General features: G+C 69.4%; 14 protein-coding genes, 2 rRNA genes and 1 riboswitch (1 of these 17 only partly in view). Of the genes, 13 read left to right on the top strand and 3 right to left on the bottom strand.

What is annotated here, in order from left to right; translation table 11 throughout:
* The 12 genes from ACQYWQ_RS02925 to ACQYWQ_RS02870 all read left to right on the top strand — a co-directional run.
* Nucleotides 1–1,676, top strand: a 23S ribosomal RNA gene (locus tag ACQYWQ_RS02925) (it extends 1,447 nt beyond the left edge of the window).
* Between the two features lie 91 nt (nt 1,677–1,767).
* Nucleotides 1,768–1,884 (top strand): 5S ribosomal RNA (gene rrf, locus ACQYWQ_RS02920).
* A 182-nt stretch (nt 1,885–2,066) separates the two neighbouring features.
* Nucleotides 2,067–2,675: a CDP-alcohol phosphatidyltransferase family protein gene (locus ACQYWQ_RS02915; RefSeq protein ID WP_431032298.1), complete on the top strand. Its 609-nt coding sequence runs from the start codon at nt 2,067–2,069 to the stop codon at nt 2,673–2,675.
* A 67-nt stretch (nt 2,676–2,742) separates the two neighbouring features.
* A complete protein-coding gene (locus ACQYWQ_RS02910; protein WP_431032297.1) occupies nt 2,743–5,238 on the top strand; it encodes a sugar phosphate nucleotidyltransferase in 2,496 nt (831 codons plus the stop codon).
* A gap of 204 nt (nt 5,239–5,442) precedes the next feature.
* Nucleotides 5,443–6,396 (top strand): DUF881 domain-containing protein, encoded by a 954-nt coding sequence (locus ACQYWQ_RS02905; RefSeq protein ID WP_431032296.1) that lies wholly within the window; start codon nt 5,443–5,445, stop codon nt 6,394–6,396.
* Complete coding sequence (locus ACQYWQ_RS02900; protein WP_008749169.1) at nt 6,393–6,725, top strand: small basic family protein; 333 nt, start codon at nt 6,393–6,395, stop codon at nt 6,723–6,725. The genes ACQYWQ_RS02905 and ACQYWQ_RS02900 overlap by 4 nt, the downstream gene beginning before the upstream one ends.
* Nucleotides 6,726–6,732: 7 nt before the next feature.
* A complete protein-coding gene (locus ACQYWQ_RS02895; RefSeq protein WP_431032295.1) occupies nt 6,733–7,662 on the top strand; it encodes a DUF881 domain-containing protein in 930 nt (309 codons plus the stop codon).
* Nucleotides 7,663–7,851: 189 nt separating this feature from the next.
* Entirely contained in the window at nt 7,852–8,676 is an 825-nt protein-coding gene (locus tag ACQYWQ_RS02890; RefSeq protein WP_431032294.1) for an FHA domain-containing protein, read from the top strand.
* Between the two features lie 21 nt (nt 8,677–8,697).
* Nucleotides 8,698–9,420: a transcriptional regulator FtsR gene (ftsR, locus tag ACQYWQ_RS02885; RefSeq protein WP_431032293.1), complete on the top strand. Its 723-nt coding sequence runs from the start codon at nt 8,698–8,700 to the stop codon at nt 9,418–9,420.
* Between the two features lie 146 nt (nt 9,421–9,566).
* Nucleotides 9,567–10,040, top strand: coding sequence for a bifunctional nuclease family protein (locus tag ACQYWQ_RS02880; protein ID WP_431032292.1), 474 nt, complete (start codon nt 9,567–9,569; stop codon nt 10,038–10,040).
* A gap of 192 nt (nt 10,041–10,232) precedes the next feature.
* Nucleotides 10,233–10,847, top strand: coding sequence for a MerR family transcriptional regulator (locus tag ACQYWQ_RS02875; RefSeq protein ID WP_431032291.1), 615 nt, complete (start codon nt 10,233–10,235; stop codon nt 10,845–10,847).
* A 133-nt stretch (nt 10,848–10,980) separates the two neighbouring features.
* Nucleotides 10,981–12,408, top strand: a complete 1,428-nt coding sequence (locus ACQYWQ_RS02870; protein WP_431032290.1) for a DNA polymerase IV — start codon at nt 10,981–10,983, stop codon at nt 12,406–12,408.
* A 17-nt stretch (nt 12,409–12,425) separates the two neighbouring features.
* On the opposite strand, the gene ACQYWQ_RS02865 is transcribed toward ACQYWQ_RS02870, so the two are convergent.
* Nucleotides 12,426–12,797, bottom strand: a complete 372-nt coding sequence (locus ACQYWQ_RS02865; protein WP_431032289.1) for a PRC-barrel domain-containing protein — start codon at nt 12,795–12,797, stop codon at nt 12,426–12,428.
* Between the two features lie 143 nt (nt 12,798–12,940).
* Nucleotides 12,941–13,040, top strand: a riboswitch (glycine riboswitch).
* Nucleotides 13,041–13,229: 189 nt separating this feature from the next.
* Between ACQYWQ_RS02865 and gcvP the strand changes: the two genes are divergently transcribed.
* Nucleotides 13,230–16,115 carry an aminomethyl-transferring glycine dehydrogenase gene (gene gcvP, locus ACQYWQ_RS02860; RefSeq protein WP_431032288.1) on the top strand — a complete coding sequence of 962 codons (2,886 nt, stop codon included), beginning with the start codon at nt 13,230–13,232 and terminating at the stop codon, nt 16,113–16,115.
* A gap of 109 nt (nt 16,116–16,224) precedes the next feature.
* Here the strand turns inward: gcvP and ACQYWQ_RS02855 are convergent, their stop codons facing one another.
* Both ACQYWQ_RS02855 and ACQYWQ_RS02850 read right to left on the bottom strand, forming a co-directional pair.
* Nucleotides 16,225–16,428 (bottom strand): DUF5999 family protein, encoded by a 204-nt coding sequence (locus tag ACQYWQ_RS02855; protein ID WP_431039044.1) that lies wholly within the window; start codon nt 16,426–16,428, stop codon nt 16,225–16,227.
* A gap of 255 nt (nt 16,429–16,683) precedes the next feature.
* The gene (locus ACQYWQ_RS02850) at nt 16,684–17,271 is read right to left on the bottom strand and encodes a hypothetical protein (protein WP_431032287.1); all 588 of its coding nucleotides are present in this window, start codon (nt 17,269–17,271) and stop codon (nt 16,684–16,686) included.
* Nucleotides 17,272–17,795 lie beyond the last annotated feature (524 nt).

Below are 17,795 nucleotides of genomic sequence, written 5' to 3'. Positions count from 1 at the left end.
CCCAGGGTAAGTCGGGACCTAAGGCGAGGCCGACAGGCGTAGTCGATGGATAACCGGTTGATATTCCGGTACCCGCTGTGAAGCGTCAAACATTGAATCCAGTGATGCTAAGCCCGTGAAGCCGCCCTGATCTCTTCGGAGTTGAGGGGAGTGGTGGAGCCGGTGACCCAGGCTGGTAGTAGGTGAGTGATGGGGTGACGCAGGAAGGTAGTCCATCCCGGGCGGTGGTTGTCCCGGGGTAAGGGTGTAGGGCGTTGCGTAGGTAAATCCGCGTAGCTTGTGCCTGAGACCTGATGCCGAGCCGATTGTGGTGAAGTGGATGATCCTATGCTGTCGAGAAAAGCCTCTAGCGAGTTTCATGGCGGCCCGTACCCTAAACCGACTCAGGTGGTCTGGTAGAGAATACCGAGGCGTTCGGGTGAACTATGGTTAAGGAACTCGGCAAAATGCCCCCGTAACTTCGGGAGAAGGGGGGCCACACTTGGTGATCCGATTTACTCGGTGAGCTGGGGGTGGCCGCAGAGACCAGCGAGAAGCGACTGTTTACTAAAAACACAGGTCCGTGCGAAGCCGTAAGGCGATGTATACGGACTGACGCCTGCCCGGTGCTGGAACGTTAAGGGGACCGGTTAGCTGACTTTCGGGTTGGCGAAGCTGAGAACTTAAGCGCCAGTAAACGGCGGTGGTAACTATAACCATCCTAAGGTAGCGAAATTCCTTGTCGGGTAAGTTCCGACCTGCACGAATGGCGTAACGACTTCTCGACTGTCTCAACCATAGGCCCGGTGAAATTGCATTACGAGTAAAGATGCTCGTTTCGCGCAGCAGGACGGAAAGACCCCGGGACCTTTACTACAGTTTGATATTGGTGTTCGGTTCGGCTTGTGTAGGATAGGTGGGAGACTGTGAAGCGGCCACGCCAGTGGTTGTGGAGTCGTTGTTGAAATACCACTCTGGTCGTGCTGGATGTCTAACCCGGGTCCGTGATCCGGATCGGGGACAGTGTCTGATGGGTAGTTTAACTGGGGCGGTTGCCTCCTAAAGAGTAACGGAGGCGCCCAAAGGTTCCCTCAGCCTGGTTGGTAATCAGGTGGTGAGTGTAAGTGCACAAGGGAGCTTGACTGTGAGACCGACGGGTCGAGCAGGGACGAAAGTCGGGACTAGTGATCCGGCGGTGGCTTGTGGAAGCGCCGTCGCTCAACGGATAAAAGGTACCCCGGGGATAACAGGCTGATCTTCCCCAAGAGTCCATATCGACGGGATGGTTTGGCACCTCGATGTCGGCTCGTCGCATCCTGGGGCTGGAGTCGGTCCCAAGGGTTGGGCTGTTCGCCCATTAAAGCGGTACGCGAGCTGGGTTTAGAACGTCGTGAGACAGTTCGGTCCCTATCCGCTGTGCGCGTAGGAATATTGAGAAGGGCTGTCCCTAGTACGAGAGGACCGGGACGGACGAACCTCTGGTGTGCCAGTTGTTCTGCCAAGGGCATGGCTGGTTGGCTACGTTCGGGAGGGATAACCGCTGAAAGCATCTAAGCGGGAAGCCTGCTTCGAGATGAGTGTTCCCACCTCCTTTGAGAGGGTAAGGCTCCCAGTAGACGACTGGGTTGATAGGCCGGATATGGAAGCCCTGTGAGGGGTGGAGTTGACCGGTACTAATAGGCCGAGGGCTTGTCCTCAGTTGCTCGCGTCCACTGTGTTGGTTCTGAAACCACGAACAACCGGACCACGTCCTTTTGAGGGGCGGGGTGGTTGTGGGTTTTATAGTGTTTCGGTGGTCATAGCGCGTGGGAAACGCCCGGTTACATTCCGAACCCGGAAGCTAAGCTGCGTAGCGCCGATGGTACTGCAAGGGGGACCTTGTGGGAGAGTAGGACGCCGCCGAACAATTATTGTGGGATTGCCCCGCACCATTCATTTGGTGCGGGGCTTTTCCGCGTTCGAGGGCAGGGCCGGCCGAGGCCGCACCGCCGTCAGCGGGACCCTGCGGGACCCCTCGCGTCCCGGCGCCCGGGCCACCCGGTAAAGTCGGGCTGCACTGTTGACGGTTCCCCTCAGGAGGCCCCCGGGTGGAGGTCCAGGAGACCGCGGTCCAGACGGATCGGGTACTCACCATTCCCAACATCCTCAGCGCGGCGAGGCTTGTCGGCGTTCCGCTGTTTCTGTGGCTGATTCTCCGCCCCGAGTTCGGGGGGCCGCAGAGCGACGGCTGGGCACTCCTCGTACTCGCGCTCAGCGGGATCAGTGACTACCTCGACGGCAAACTCGCCCGGCGGTGGAACCAGATCAGCAGCCTCGGCCGGGTACTCGACCCCGCGGCCGACCGGCTCTACATCCTGTCCACCCTGGTTGGTCTCACCTGGCGCGAGATTCTGCCGCTGTGGGTCACCTGCGTTCTTCTCGCACGTGAGCTGCTTCTCGGCGTCATGGTGCTGATCCTGCGCAGGCACGGATTCCCGCCGCCCCAGGTGAACTTTCTCGGGAAGGCGGCTACGTTCAACCTCATGTACGCCTTCCCGCTGCTGCTGCTCAGCGACGGAAGCGGATGGCTCGCCTCGTTGGCGGCGATTTTCGGATGGGCGTTCGCAGGATGGGGTACAACTCTGTATTGGTGGGCAGGAATCTTGTACGTGGTGCAGGTCCGCCGGGTCATCAAGGCGGCGGCCACGGCCGACTGAAGCCGTTCTCCCGAAGGGGCGGCTTGTTCGGTATTCGATCCGTCTCTTCGAGGAGGACACTCCCGATATGAAGGCCGTCGTGATGGCCGGTGGTGAAGGTACCCGGCTTCGCCCCATGACCTCCAGCATGCCCAAACCACTGCTCCCGGTCGCCAACCGGCCGATCATGGAGCACGTGCTGCGGCTGCTCAAGCGGCACGGTCTCACCGAGACAGTCGTCACCGTGCAATTCCTGGCCTCGTTGGTCAAGAACTACTTCGGCGACGGCGAAGAGCTCGGTATGGAGCTGAGTTACGCCAACGAGGAGAAGCCGCTCGGCACGGCGGGGAGTGTGAAGAACGCCGAAGAGGCGCTCAAGGACGACGCCTTTCTCGTCATCTCCGGCGATGCGCTCACCGACTTCGACCTGACCGACCTCATCAATTTCCACAAGGAAAAGGGTGCTCTCGTCACGGTCTGTCTCACCCGGGTCCCCAATCCGCTCGAATTCGGCATCACCATCGTCGACGACGAAGGAAAGGTCGAGCGCTTCCTGGAGAAGCCGACCTGGGGGCAGGTCTTCTCGGACACGGTGAACACCGGCATCTACGTCATGGAACCGGAGGTCTTCGACTACGTCGAGGCCGACACCTCCGTCGACTGGTCGGGTGACGTCTTCCCGCAGCTGATGAAGGAAGGCAAGCCCGTCTACGGGTACATCGCCGAGGGCTACTGGGAGGACGTCGGCACCCACGAGAGCTACGTCAAGGCGCAGGCCGACGTGCTCGACGGCAAGGTCGACGTCGAACTCGACGGCTTCGAGATCTCGCCGGGCGTCTGGGTGGCCGAAGGTGCCGACGTCCACCCGGACGCCGTGCTGCGCGGTCCCCTGTACGTCGGCGACTACGCCAAGGTCGAGGCCGGCGCCGAACTGCGCGAGCACACCGTCGTGGGCTCCAACGTCGTCGTCAAGAGCGGCGCCTTCCTCCACAAGGCCGTCCTGCACGACAACGTCTACATCGGTGAGCACAGCAATCTGCGCGGCTGCGTCATCGGCAAGAACACCGACATCATGCGCGCGGCCCGGATCGAGGACGGCGCCGTCATCGGGGACGAGTGCCTCGTCGGCGAGGAATCGATCATCCAGGGCAATGTGCGGGTCTACCCGTTCAAGACCATCGAGGCCGGCGCCTTCGTCAACAACTCCGTGATCTGGGAGTCGCGCGGCCAGGCGCACCTCTTCGGCGCCCGAGGCGTCTCCGGAATCCTCAACGTCGAGATCACCCCCGAACTCGCCGTGCGCCTCGCCGGTGCCTACGCCACCACGCTCAAGAAGGGCTCCACGGTCACCACGGCGCGTGACCACTCCCGTGGCGCCCGCGCCCTCAAGCGGGCCGTGATCTCCGCGCTCCAGGCGAGCGCCATCGACGTACGCGACCTGGAGAACGTGCCCCTGCCCGTCGCCAGGCAGCAGACCGCGCGAGGAAGCGCGGGCGGCCTGATGATCCGTACGACCCCCGGCGTGCCCGACTCCGTCGACATCATGTTCTTCGACGGGAACGGGGCCGACCTCTCGCAGGCCAGCCAGCGCAAGCTCGACCGCGTCTACGCCCGGCAGGAGTACCGCAGGGCCTTCCCCGGCGAGATCGGCGACCTGCACTTCCCTTCCAGCGTCTTCGACTCGTACACCGGCTCGCTGCTCCGCAACATCGACACCACGGGCATCAGCGATTCCGGGCTCAAGGTCGTCGTGGACGCGTCCAACGGGAGCGCCGGGCTCGTGCTGCCGAGCCTGCTCGGCAAGCTCGGTGTCGACTCGCTCACCATCAACCCCGGGCTCGACGAGTCCCGCCCCACCGAGACCGCCGACACGCGGCGCGCGGGTCTGGTGCGGCTCGGTGAGATCGTCGCCTCGGCGGGCGCCGCCTTCGGGGTGCGTTTCGACCCGGTGGGGGAGCGGCTCTCGCTCGTCGACGAGAAGGGCCGGATCGTGGAGGACGACCGCGCCCTGCTCGTCATGCTCGACCTCGTCGCCGCCGAGCGGCGCAGCGGCCGCGTCGCGCTGCCGGTGACCACGACCCGTATCGCGGAACAGGTCGCCGCCTACCACGGCACGCAGGTCGAATGGACGATGACCTCGCCCGACGACCTCACCCGGGTCGGCCGCGAGGACGGCACGATCTTCGGCGGCGACGGCCGGGGCGGCTTCATCATCCCCGAGTTCAGCAGCGTCTTCGACGGCACGGCCGCCTTCGTACGGCTCATCGGGCTCGTCGCCCGCACCCAGCTCACGCTGAGCCAGATCGACGCGCGCATCCCGCGTGCCCACGTCCTCAAGCGCGACCTCGCCACACCGTGGGCGGTCAAGGGTCTCGTGATGCGGACCGTCGTCGAGGCCGCCGGAGGGCGGTCCGTCGACGTGACCGACGGCGTACGGGTCGTCGAGTCGGACGGGCGCTGGGTCATGGTCCTCCCCGACCCCGCCGAAGCGGTCACCCACCTGTGGGCCGAGGGCCCCGACGACGAGTCCGCGCAGGCCCTGCTCGACGAGTGGGCGAGCGTCGTGGACAGCGCGGGGCACTGAGGCGTATCCCGCCGGAGGCCGTCCCCCTGGACGCGACGTACCAGGGGGACGGCCTCCTTCGACGTGCGAGCCACGGACTGACACCTCGTGAAGAACCTGGCAGGACGGGCGGAGACTCACTCTTGCGGGTGAAAGAGGACACCCGGGCGCATCGCCGGTGGGGCCATTCGGAGGAACGGCCCCCGACATGCGACGATGTGCGGCATGTCGCAGCAGCCCCCTACCCGAGGCGGTGCCCCCTCCCGGCGCCCGGACGCCTCCATGTCGCTGCTGACGAACGTCATGGACCACAGCCTCGACGACGGGTACGCCGAGGCCGCCGCCCGTAAGCGGGCCGCCGGGAGTGCCGCGGGGCTGCCGCGCACCCTGCGCGGCAGGCTGCTGCTCGGCCTCGGTCTCGTCCTCGCCGCACTCGTCGTGACGGTCGGTGCCTCGCAGGCGCGGGAGAGCGCGCCCGTACTGGCCAAGGAGCGCGAGGAACTCATCGACCGCATCAACGACGAGAGCGACGCGGCCGACAAGCTGGAGAAGCACGTCGAGTCCCTGCGCGACGAGGTCGGCCGACGCCAGGACGCGGCGCTCAAGGACAACGGTACGGACCGCGTCCGGCTCCTCGGCCTGCTCTCCGGGGCGAGCGCCGCCCACGGCCCCGGGGTGCGGCTCGTCGTGGACGACGCCGCCTCCGCGCAGAGCAGCACCGGCGACGGGCCGCGGCAGACCACCGACTTCTCGGACATCGGGCGGGTGCGCGACCGGGATCTGCAACGCGTCGTCAACGGCCTGTGGGAATCGGGTGCCGAGGCAGTCGCGGTCAACGGGCAGCGCCTCACCGCGCTCTCGGCGATCCGGGCGGCCGGGGAGGCCGTGCTCGTCGACAACAAGCCACTCGTCCCCCCGTACACCGTCCTCGCCCTCGGGGACGGGCCCCGGCTGAAGGACAGGTTCGCGCGCAGCGTCGACGGCCAGTACCTCGACCGCCTGCACAAGGACTACGACATCCGGGTGAAGCTCTCGGCCGAGGACTCCCTGCGGGTCCCGGCCGCTCCCGCGGTCCGGGTGCGCTCCGCCCGGCCCGAGACCCCGCAGGAGAAGCGACCGGGGGCACAGCCGACAACGCAGTCGAAGACAGCGAATCCAGCAGGGAAGGGCACATCGTGATCGCCGTACTGGGCCTCGTCGTGGGGGTGGTGGTGGGACTCTTCGTCCGCCCCGAGGTGCCCGCCGTCGTCGAGCCGTATCTGCCCATCGCCGTCGTCGCGGCGCTCGACGCCGTCTTCGGCGGCCTGCGTGCGATGCTCGACGGCATCTTCGACGACAAGGTCTTCGTCGTCTCCTTCCTCTCCAACGTCGTGGTCGCCGCGCTCATCGTCTTCCTCGGCGACAAGCTCGGCGTCGGTGCCCAGTTGTCGACGGGAGTCGTGGTCGTCCTCGGCATCCGCATCTTCTCCAACGCGGCCGCGATCCGCCGACACGTGTTCAGGGCGTGAGCGCACCATGAGCGAAACGCCCGACGAGCGGCCCCCAGCGCGGCCAGGCGAGCTGCCGGGCCCCCTGCCCGAGGAACAGACCGGCGAACGAACCGGCGAACAGAGCGGCGTACGACCAGCGGAGCGGGCCGGGGGACGCGACGAGAGGCGAAGCGGGGAACAGCCCGCCGAGCCGCTCCCCGCGGCCCCGCGTACGCCCGAAGGGTCCGGCGCGCAGCTGACGGGCCGTCAGCGGCTCGTGAAGGGCCTGTGGCCGCCGCGCGTCACGCGTGCGCAGCTCATCGTCGCCCTGCTGCTCTTCGTCCTCGGCCTGGGGCTCGCCATCCAGGTGCGCTCGCACAACGACAGCAGCGCGCTGCGCGGAGCGCGTCAGGAAGATCTTGTTCGTATCCTCGATGAACTGGATGACCGAACTCAGCGTCTGGAAGACGAGAAGCAGAGTCTGGAGGGCCAGCGCACGGAGCTGGAGAACAGCTCGGACCAGGCGGAGGAGGCACGGAAACAGACCGTGGAGAAGGAACGCCAGCTCGGCATCCTGGCCGGCACGGTGGCCGCGCAGGGTCCGGGAATCACCGTGACGGTCAAGGACCCGGAGCACCGGGTCAAGGCCGACATGCTCCTCGACACCATCCAGGAGTTGCGGGCCGCGGGGGCCGAGGCGATCCAGATCGGCGACGTCCGGGTCGTCGCGAGCACGTATCTGACCGACGCGGGCAAGAGCGTGCGGATCGACGGACAGAAGGTCGACGCGCCGTTCCGTTTCAAGGTCATCGGTAAATCACAGGACCTCACGCCCGCGCTCAGCATCCCGGGCGGGGTCGTGCAGACTCTGGAGAAGGAGCAGGCCACCGTCGTGGTGCAGGAGGAGAAGAAGATCGTCGTGGACGCCTTGCGGCCCGCGAAGACGCCCGATTACGCTCAGTCGTCCTCGCGGTGAAGCGGTGCGCATGACGGTTGCCGCGCGAGGGCAGGAGGAAGCGGGGGGTCGACGCGTCGTCAGACCGGCGCGTAGGGGAAACTGTCCGATGGTCGTGGGCCTCGTGGAGATGTCCCGGACAGTCAGTGAGAGCAATGAGGGTTCGTCCTGCCCCACGGGCGGGTCTGTTTCGGTCAAGGGGAATCGCCCGTGAGTTTTTTTTCGAAGTTGTTCGGCAGGAACAAGCGCGAGGACGGTGCCGCCGCGCGGCACCGCGCCCGTCCCGGCGAGGAGGGGGAGCGCCCGCTGTTCCGCGACGAAGTCGCTGGTCCGGCCGGTGGTACGCAGGGTGGTCAGGGCGCGTCGGCTGTTGACCCGGCCACCGCGGGCCGCATAGGTTTCGGGGAACCGTCAACCTCAAGTGCGGGTGGAGGGTTCGCCCGCGGCTCCTCTGCGTCGAACGCTTCCGCGGGACAGCCGGGTCAGGAGGACTCGCACATGGGCTTTCTGGTGTGTGGCAGGTGCGGTCATCAGAACCCACAGACCGGCCGCTTCTGCTCCAACTGCGGGGCTCCGTTGCGCCCCGGCGCGGTGCCCGAGCGTGCCTCGGAGACCACGTCGACCATCTCCATCTCGGGTCTTGAGGCGTACGATCCCGAGGCCACAGGACAGACGGCGCTGCCCGCGCTCTCGCCGGAGGCGCAGGCGGCCGTGGACGCCCTGCCGCTCGGCTCGGCGCTCCTGATCGTGCGGCGCGGCCCCAACTCGGGCAGCCGCTTCCTGCTCGACGGGGAGCTGACCACGGCGGGCCGTCACCCGCAGAGCGACATCTTCCTCGACGACGTGACCGTCTCCCGGCGGCACGTGGAGTTCCGGCGGGAGGCCGACGGCACCTTCACGGTCGCCGACGTCGGCAGTCTCAACGGCACCTACGTCAATCGTGAGCGCATCGACTCGGTCGTGCTCGCCAACGGCGACGAGGTGCAGATCGGCAAGTACCGGCTGGTCTTCTACGCGAGCCAGCAGGCACTCTGACCCGCGAGAGCAGAGGCGATCATGGACAGAGCGAGGGGCGGTGCCGGACTTGACGGCACCGCCGCCGAGCGGACTCGCTCGGTGAGTATCGGGGCCGTGCTGAACATCCTGCGCGAGGAGTTCCCCGAGGTCACCATCTCCAAGATCCGCTTTCTGGAGTCGGAGGGGCTCATCGAGCCCCAGCGCACCCCTTCCGGATACCGGAAGTTCACCCCGCGGGACGTGGAGCGCCTCGGCCACGTCCTGCGGATGCAGCGCGACCACTACCTGCCGCTCAAGGCGATCCGCGAGTACCTGGACGCCGTCGAGCGCGGGGAGCGCCCCGCTGCCCCGCTCGTCGGACGGCAGAGCGGCCCGCCGCCACGCGACGAGGTGACCGTACGCCGCCTCGGCCGCGCCGAACTGCTCGCCGCGGCGGGTGTGGACGAGGCGGAACTGGCCGCCTGGGAGTCGTACGGCCTCGTCGCCCCGCTCCCGGACGGCCACTACGACGCGCGCCTCGTGCGCATCGCGCGCCTCGTCTCCGCACTGGGGCGGCACGGCATCGAGCCCCGGCACCTGCGGGCGACCAAGGCTGCGGCCGACCGCGAGGCCGGGCTCGTGGAACAGGTCGTCGCCCCGCTCGTCCGCCACCGCAACCCGCAGACGCGGGCGCAGGCGGAGGAGCGCACCCGGGAGCTGGCCGATCTCGCGACGGGGCTGCACAGCGCGCTGGTCGAGCTGGCGCTCGACGTACGGTCCTGACCCGGCCCCGCCGGGGGCTCCGGCCCGTTCCGCGGCGGTGCGCGCGGGTGCTTCCGTACGCGATCGGTGCGCCTTTCGGACCTGTGCGCCCCTGCTCGTACGCCCCCGACTACCCAAACCGGCCGGGGACGACCTAGGGTTGGTGTGTGAATGAGCTCGACGTCGTAGGTGTCCGGGTCGAAATGCCCTCCAACCAGCCGATCGTGCTCCTGCGAGAAGTGGGAGGCGACCGGTACCTTCCCATCTGGATCGGTGCCGGCGAGGCGACGGCCATCGCCTTCGCCCAGCAGGGGATGACCCCTGCCAGGCCGCTGACGCACGACCTCTTCAAGAACGTGATCGAAGCCGTCGGCCAGGAGCTGACCGAGGTCCGTATCACCGGCCTCAAGGACGGCATCTTCCACGCGGAACTCGTCTTCGCCAGCGGGATCGAGGTCAGCGCCCGTCCCTCCGACGCCATAGCGCTCGCGCTGCGCACCGGCTCGCCGATCTACGGTGCGGAGGAACTGCTCGACAGCGCGGGGATCGCGATCCCCGACGAGCAGGAGGACGAGGTGGAGAAGTTCCGCGAATTCCTCGACCAGATCTCTCCCGAGGACTTCGGGACCAACAGTCAGTGAGTCCCGCTCCGGGCCCCCGGTTCCCGCTGAGGAACCGGGGGACGGGCGGGCATTCAGCCAGCCTTACCCCCGTACACTGCGCGGCAAACCACTCTCCGGGGGAATATCACCCGGCGTGCCCAGCGTGGCGATCGTTGACGCACCCCGGGTGACTGCCTACCGTCATGTGCCAGGTCGAGGACGGAGGTCGGCGTGAGAAGCAGCGGCGACAGCAGGGTGGGGGGCGTTCCCGGACGACGCCCGAACGGCGAGACTCCCCTGCCGCTGCGCGGGGGGGCGCCGGGGCCGCAGGCGGTCGTGCCCGCGCCCGCGGTGGGGTACCGGGGTCCCACGGCGTGTGTGGCGGCGGGTATCACGTACCGCCAGCTCGACTACTGGGCGCGCACCGGACTCGTGGAGCCGAGCGTGCGTGCCGCGCAGGGCTCGGGGACCCAGCGGCTCTACAGCTTTCACGACGTCGTGGTCCTCAAGATCGTGCGGCGCTTCCTCGACACGGGGGTGGCGCTCCAGAACATCCGCGGCACCGTGCAGCACCTGCGCCACCGCGACCCCCAGGACCTGGAGGGGATGACCCTCATGAGCGACGGCGCCACGGTCTACGAGTGCACCTCGTCCGAGGAGGTCGTCGAACTCCTCCAGGGCGGTCAGGGCATCTTCGGCATCGCCGTGGGCGTCGTGCAGCGCGACGTCGAGGCGGCGCTCGCGCAGCTGCACGGCGAGCGGATCGACGCCGGGGAGACGGTGGTACGGGGCACTGAGACCGCCGGGGACGAGCTGGCGGCGCGGCGGCGCAACCGGGCGGTGTGAGCCCCGGGCCCGGCAGGGACCGCGGCGACAGGGATTTCGCGGGGGAGGCGGGCGGCCGGGCGGCCGTCCGCCTCGTTCGTGTCCCGCGCCTTCCGTACCCGGCGTTGTCAGTGGGGTGCGCGAGCATGGGGGTGTGAGACGTGCCCCGACCGTGCTGCATCTCGACATGGACGCCTTCTTCGCCGCAGCGGAGCAGGCCGCGAAGCCGAGCCTGCGCGGGAAGGCGGTCGTGGTCGGGGGGCTCGGGCCGCGAGGCGTCGTCTCCACCGCCTCGTACGAGGCGCGGGCCTTCGGGGTCCACTCGGCGATGCCGACGGCACAGGCGCGCCGTCTCGCGCCGAACGCCGCGTACCTCTTCCCGCGCTTCACGCTGTACCGGAGCGTGAGCGAGCAGGTGATGGAGCTGCTCGGGGCGCTCTCGCCGCTCGTGGAGCCGCTCAGCCTCGACGAGGCGTTCGTCGATCTGGAGGCCGGAGGCGTGGCCCACGACGCGGTGACGGCGCGCGCCGTGGGGGAGAAACTGCGGGCCGACATCAGGGCGCGCACGGGGCTGACGGGCTCCGTGGGGCTCGCCGCGTCGAAGATGCTCGCGAAGATCGGTTCCGAGCGGGCCAAGCCGGACGGCCTCGTGCTGATCGAGCCCGGCACGGAACGCGACCTGCTCGCGCCGCTCTCCGTGCGGGTGCTGCCCGGCGTCGGCCCTGCCACGGGGGACCACCTGCGCAGGGCGGGGATCGGCACGATCGGGGAGATCGCCGAAGCGGGCGAGGACGAACTCGTACGGCTGCTCGGGAAGGCGCACGGCGCGGGCGTGTACGCGATGTCGCTGGCGCACGACGAGCGGCCCGTCGTGGCCGAACGGGAGGGGAAATCGGTCTCCGTCGAGGACACCTACGATCTCGACATCCACGACCGGGTACGGGTACGCGCCGAGGTCGCCGCGCTCGCTGACCGTTGCGTGGGGCGACTGCGGGCGAGCGGGCGATCGGGCCGGACCGTGGTGCTCAAGGTGCGGCGGTACGACTTCTCGACGCTCACGCGCTCCGAGACGCTGCGCGCGCCCACCGACGACCCGGCCGTCGTGCGCGAGGCGGCGGCGCGGCTCCTGGAACTCGTCGACACGACAGGCGGGGTGCGGCTGCTCGGGGTCGGGGTCTCCGGGCTCGCCGACTTCACGCAGGAGGTGCTCTTCGCGCGTACGACGGCGGGCGAGGAACCCCTCGCGCGCGCCCCCGAACCGCTCCCGGTGCCCGCGGCCTCGCCCGTACCGCCGCCGCCCTCCGTGCCGCAGTGGCGCCCCGGCCAGGACGTCGTGCACGAGGAGCACGGGGCAGGGTGGGTGCAGGGCAGTGGCCTGGGCCGCGTCACGGTGCGCTTCGAGACGCCCTACGACGCGCGGCCGGGGCGCGTGCGGACCTTCGCCGTCGACGACCCGGACCTGAGCGCGGGGGAGCCGCTGCCGCTGGTGCGCGGAACGGGCGACGAGGAGGTGCGGCCGGGAGCGGCGGGGGCCTGGTGGCCGGCGGTGCCGGAAGGTGGCCGGGAATCGACAGGGGCGTGATCCGGGGCGCCCGGTTCTCAGGCGTCCTCGCGGCCGGCGATCTGCCCGAACTCGACGTCCTCGTGCGCCTCGGGGGGGCTCGCGTCGAGGCCGTAGTGGCGGTAGAGCTGGATCTCCTGCTGCGGGGAGAGGTGGCGGCCGACGCCGAAATCGGGCGCGTCCTTGATGAGGGCGCGCGCGAAGGGGACGCGCAGGACGCCCGAGACGAGTTCGCTCGGCTCCAGCGGGACGAAGGCGTCCCTGCTGAAGAGGCCGGTGCGTATCGCCGCCCACTCCGGGATTCCGGTGGCGTCGTCGAGGTACACCTCGTCCACGGTGCCGATCCTGGCACCCTCGTGGTCCACCGCCTTGCGACCGATCAGGGCGTGCGGGTCGATATCGGTCTCCACGGCACCTCCTGGTGTCGGCGCCCGCGCTGCGGGGCCGTAGGGCTCGTACCCCTACGTAAATGCACTTCCGCCCCGGCGGCCACTCGGCGGCCCGCTGCCCCTGACCTGCCCGGCGCGCCGCTGGTAGGCTGGCCATTGGCTGCTGACCCTGTGCGGGAGAGTGCCCCGGAGCGCGAAGGCCGGGGACGCCGAAGGAGCAAATCCTCCCCGGAATCTCTCAGGCCCCTGTACCGCGCGGGTGAGGTCACTCTGGAAAGCAGGACGCGTCCGGCGGGTACGCAGGGCGATGGTCCTCACCGACGGTGAAAGCCTGCCCGGGCGCGTGCGCCCGTGAAGGTGAAGCTCTCAGGTCCGGATGACAGAGGGGGAGGCCGTCCGGGTACCCGCAGGCGGTATCCGGTGCAGGTCGCGCCGACCAGGAGGCCCCCGCAGATGACCGTCCACCGCACCCCGCTGACCCGGCTGGAAGAGGGCACGCCCTTCTCCCAGCGCCACATCGGGCCCGATGCCGAGGCGCGGGCGAAGATGCTCGCCCAGGTCGGTTTCGGCTCGCTCGACGAGCTGACCGCCGCCGCTGTGCCCGAGGTGATCCGCTCCGCCGAGGCGCTCCAGCTCCCCGCGGCGCGCACCGAGGCCGAGGTTCTCGCCGAACTGCGCGCCCTCGCCCGGCGCAACGAGGTCGTGGACTCCATGATCGGCCTCGGCTACTACGGCACCTTCACGCCGCCGGTCATCCTGCGCAACGTCATGGAGAACCCTGCCTGGTACACCGCGTACACCCCGTACCAGCCGGAGATCTCGCAGGGCCGCCTGGAGGCGCTGCTCAACTTCCAGACGATGGTGGCCGACCTCACCGGGCTGCCCACATCGGGCGCCTCGCTGCTCGACGAGGGCACAGCGGCCGCCGAGGCGATGGCCCTCTCGCGGCGCGTCGGCAAGGTCAAGAAGGGTGTCTACCTCGTCGACGCCGACACCTTCCCGCAGACCGTCGCCGTGCTGCGCACGCGCGCGGAGCCGACGGGCGTCGTCGTCGTCGTCGCCGACCTGTCGCAGGGCCTGCCCGCCGAGTACGCCGAGGGCGGCGTCACGGGCCTCCTCCTCCAGTACCCGGGCGCCTCCGGGGCCGTACGGGACCTGCGCCCCGTCATCGAGCAGGCGCACGCGGTCAACGCCGTCGTCACCGTCGCCGCCGATCTGCTCGCCCTCACCCTGCTCACGCCGCCCGGTGAGCTGGGCGCGGACATCGCCGTCGGTACGACGCAGCGCTTCGGCGTCCCGATGGGCTTCGGCGGCCCGCACGCCGGGTACATGGCCGTGCGCGAGACCTTCGCCCGCAACCTGCCCGGGCGCCTGGTCGGCGTCTCCGTCGACGCGGACGGCGACAAGGCGTACCGTCTCGCGCTCCAGACCCGCGAGCAGCACATCCGCCGTGAGAAGGCGACGAGCAACATCTGCACCGCGCAGGTCCTCCTCGCGGTCATGGCCGGGATGTACGCCGTCTACCACGGCCCCGAGGGGCTGCGCGCCATCGCCGAGCGCACCCACCGCTACGCGAGCCTGCTCGCCGCCGGGCTGCGTGCCGGGGGCATCGAGGTCGCCCACGGCGCGTACTTCGACACCCTCACCGTCACGGTCCCGGGTCGCGCCGACGCGGTCCTCGCCGCCGCCCGCGAGCAGGGCGTCAACCTCTACCGCGTCGACGCGGACACGCTCTCGCTCGCCTGTGACGAGACCACCGACCGCGCCCGGCTCCGCGCCGTCTGGGCCGCTTTCGGCGTCACCGCCGACGTCGAGGCGCTCGACGCCTCCACGCAGGACACGCTCCCCGAGGCGCTGCGCCGCACGAGCACGTACCTGAGCCACCCGGTCTTCCACACGCACCGCTCCGAGACGGCGATGCTGCGCTACCTGCGCACGCTCTCCGACAAGGACTACGCCCTGGACCGGGGCATGATCCCGCTCGGCTCCTGCACGATGAAGCTGAACGCGACGACCGAGATGGAGCCCATCACCTGGCCCGAGTTCGGCTCCCTGCACCCCTTCGTGCCCGTCGGGCAGGCGCAGGGGTACCTGGAGCTGATCCGCGAGCTGGAGGAGCGGCTCGCCGAGGTCACCGGGTACGACGAGGTCTCCCTCCAGCCGAACGCGGGCTCGCAGGGTGAGCTGGCCGGGCTGCTCGCGGTGCGGGGCTACCACCGCGCCAACGGCGACACGGACCGTACCGTCTGCCTCATTCCTTCGTCGGCGCACGGCACCAACGCCGCTTCGGCCGTCATGGCGGGGATGAAGGTCGTCGTCGTCAAGACCGCCGAGAACGGCGAGGTGGACCTCGACGACCTGCACGCGAAGATCGACAAGCACCGCGAGGAACTCGCCGTGCTCATGATCACTTACCCCTCGACGCACGGCGTCTTCGAGGAGCACGTCGCGGACGTCTGCGCGGCCGTGCACGAGGCGGGCGGCCAGGTCTACATCGACGGTGCCAACCTCAACGCCCTCGTGGGCCTGGCCAGGCCCGGGCACTTCGGCGGCGACGTCTCGCACCTCAACCTGCACAAGACCTTCTGCATCCCGCACGGCGGCGGCGGCCCCGGCGTCGGACCGATCGGCGTCCGCGCGCACCTCGCCCCCTACCTGCCCAACCACCCGCTCCAGCCCGCCGCTGGCCCGGAGACCGGTGTCGGCCCCGTCTCGGCCGCTCCCTGGGGCTCGGCGGGCATCCTGCCGATCTCCTGGGCGTACGTGCGGCTCATGGGCGGCGAGGGACTCAAGGAGGCGACGCAGGTCGCCGTGCTCTCGGCGAACTACATCGCCAAGCGCCTGGAGTCGCACTTCCCCGTGCTCTACACCGGTCCCGCCGGGCTCGTCGCGCACGAGTGCATCGTCGACCTGCGCGAGCTGACGAAGACCACGGGCGTCACCGTCGACGACATCGCCAAGCGCCTCATCGACTACGGCTTCCACGCCCCGACGATGTCGTTCCCGGTCGCAGGGACGCTCATGATCGAGCCGACCGAGAGCGAGAACCTCGCCGAGCTGGACCGTTTCTGCGAGGCGATGATCGCCATCCGCGCGGAGATCGACCAGGTCGCGGCCGGTACGTGGCCCGCCGAGGACAACCCGCTGCGCAACGCCCCGCACACCGCGCGGGCGCTCGCGGGGGAGTGGGAGCACGCCTACGAGCGCGCCGAGGCGGTCTTCCCCGGACACGTCGACCCTGCGACGAAGTACTGGCCGCCGGTGCGCCGCATCGACCAGGCCTTCGGCGACCGGAACCTCGTGTGCTCCTGCCCGCCGCTGGACGCCTACGAGGACTGAGCGGGCACAGCGGCCGCGTACACACGGACTCCCCCCACGGGAAAGCGCGGGGCCGGTACGGAGGGATGAACTCCGCACCGGCCCCGCGCCGTTCGTCGTCCGGCCGGTCTCAGGCCGCCGTCGTCACCGAACCCGCCGTCGGGCGGTGCGGGGCGATGACGCTGCCGTCCGGGAGGAGTTCGCCGGTGTCCTCGAAGAGCAGGACCCCGTTGCACAGCAGGCTCCAGCCCTGCTCCGGGTGAGGGGCGACCGGCAGGGCGGCGTCCCGGTCGGCGGAGAGGGCGGTGGGGCAGGGTGGCTGGTGCTGGCACATGGTTCGGGTCTCTCGCAGGCTCGTGGGGCTCGGCCGGCTCGTGGGGCCGGTGGGTTCCTCGATGGTCATGACCGCATCCCCCGTATCGGTTGCTGGTCGCAAGTCTTCCCCTGAGAGGCCGCTCCCGCAGGGATTTCGCGAGAGCGGGCCTCCTCGGACAGGGACGCTTCACCCGTGCGGGCGGTTCACTGAACGGCCTTGCCCGTTCGGGTGGTTCGCCCTAGTCCGGAGGGACTACGGGGTTGCGGGCGGTCCTCAGGCGAGGCTGTCGAGCAGCCCGGCGGGCGGGGACAGCCTCCGTTCGAGCACCGGCAGGAACTGCGCGGCCCGCAGCGGCAGGTACGCGGTGAAGCCGGGCGGGGCCGGGGCGAGCGGTACCAGGAGGTCCTGCTCGCCCAGCGCGCTCTCCGTCGACATGTCGGCGACGTCGGTGTGCAGCCACAGCATGAGCATGTAGAGGGCGGGAACGGACAGCAGCCGGGCCTGGTACGGGGTGCTCAGGGCGTCCGCCTCGTGCAGCGCACGATCGGCCGCGTTCACGTACGGGCCCTCGAAGAAGTGCGAGAAGGTCCACCCGTCCGCCGTGAGCCGTGCCTCGCCGACCGCGAGCGGGCGATCGCCGTTGCGAACGGTGAAGCGCCAGGAGTTCAGGCGGGTGCGCCCCGCCGAGCGGGGGGCGGCGGGGTCCAGGACGTGCACCGGAAGACCCGGCTCGGCGATGAGCGGGCCACGTGCGGTGCGCAGCGCGGGGGTGGGGGCAACGCGCGCGGCGGTCGGCGATGCCAGGGCGGTACGGACGCTGCGCAGGCCGGCCGCGGGGGCAGGCGGAAGGTGCAAGGGCATGGGCGGGAGCCTCTCTCGTGCGACAGGCTGGTGGAGCGGGCGGTACGACGGCGCTGTCCGCTCGCGCGCCACGGAGGATGCTCTCGACTCCCGGCGCGCAAGCGCCAACTCTCCACCTCGTGCGCAGAGTTTATACGATGCGTGTTCGCCCGCGGTTTCCGCTAGCTGTCGCGCTTATTGCGGGCAAGTCACTATCCGGTCTTTTCTGTGAAGGTTTCACCATTGATTTCCCGGGTACCCCGCCAGTGACCTCGGCATGTGCCGTTGGCGTGGTCGTCCGGTAGTCGTCGGCGATATTCACCAGGACCGTCGCAAGCTCAGCCCGAGATCGGCCGGAAGAGGGTGGGAGATCGGTGAGAGATCGGCGGGGGATCGGCGGGCGGAAAAAGATCCGTGAATCCTGGCGTGCGCCCTCGCTTTGGCCCTGCCATGCCCTTGGAATGTGCCGTACGGGGGTGGCGACAGCCTATCCGCAATGAGCCGTCCGCGGGGCGTTACGGATCAGCGGGCCGGGGCATCATCCA

This window comes from Streptomyces sp. P6-2-1, from assembly GCF_050613165.1.
Classification (GTDB): Bacteria; Actinomycetota; Actinomycetes; order Streptomycetales; family Streptomycetaceae; genus Streptomyces.
The sequence above is the reverse complement of the archived record's forward strand: the minus strand, read 5'-3'. Positions and strand labels throughout refer to the sequence as shown.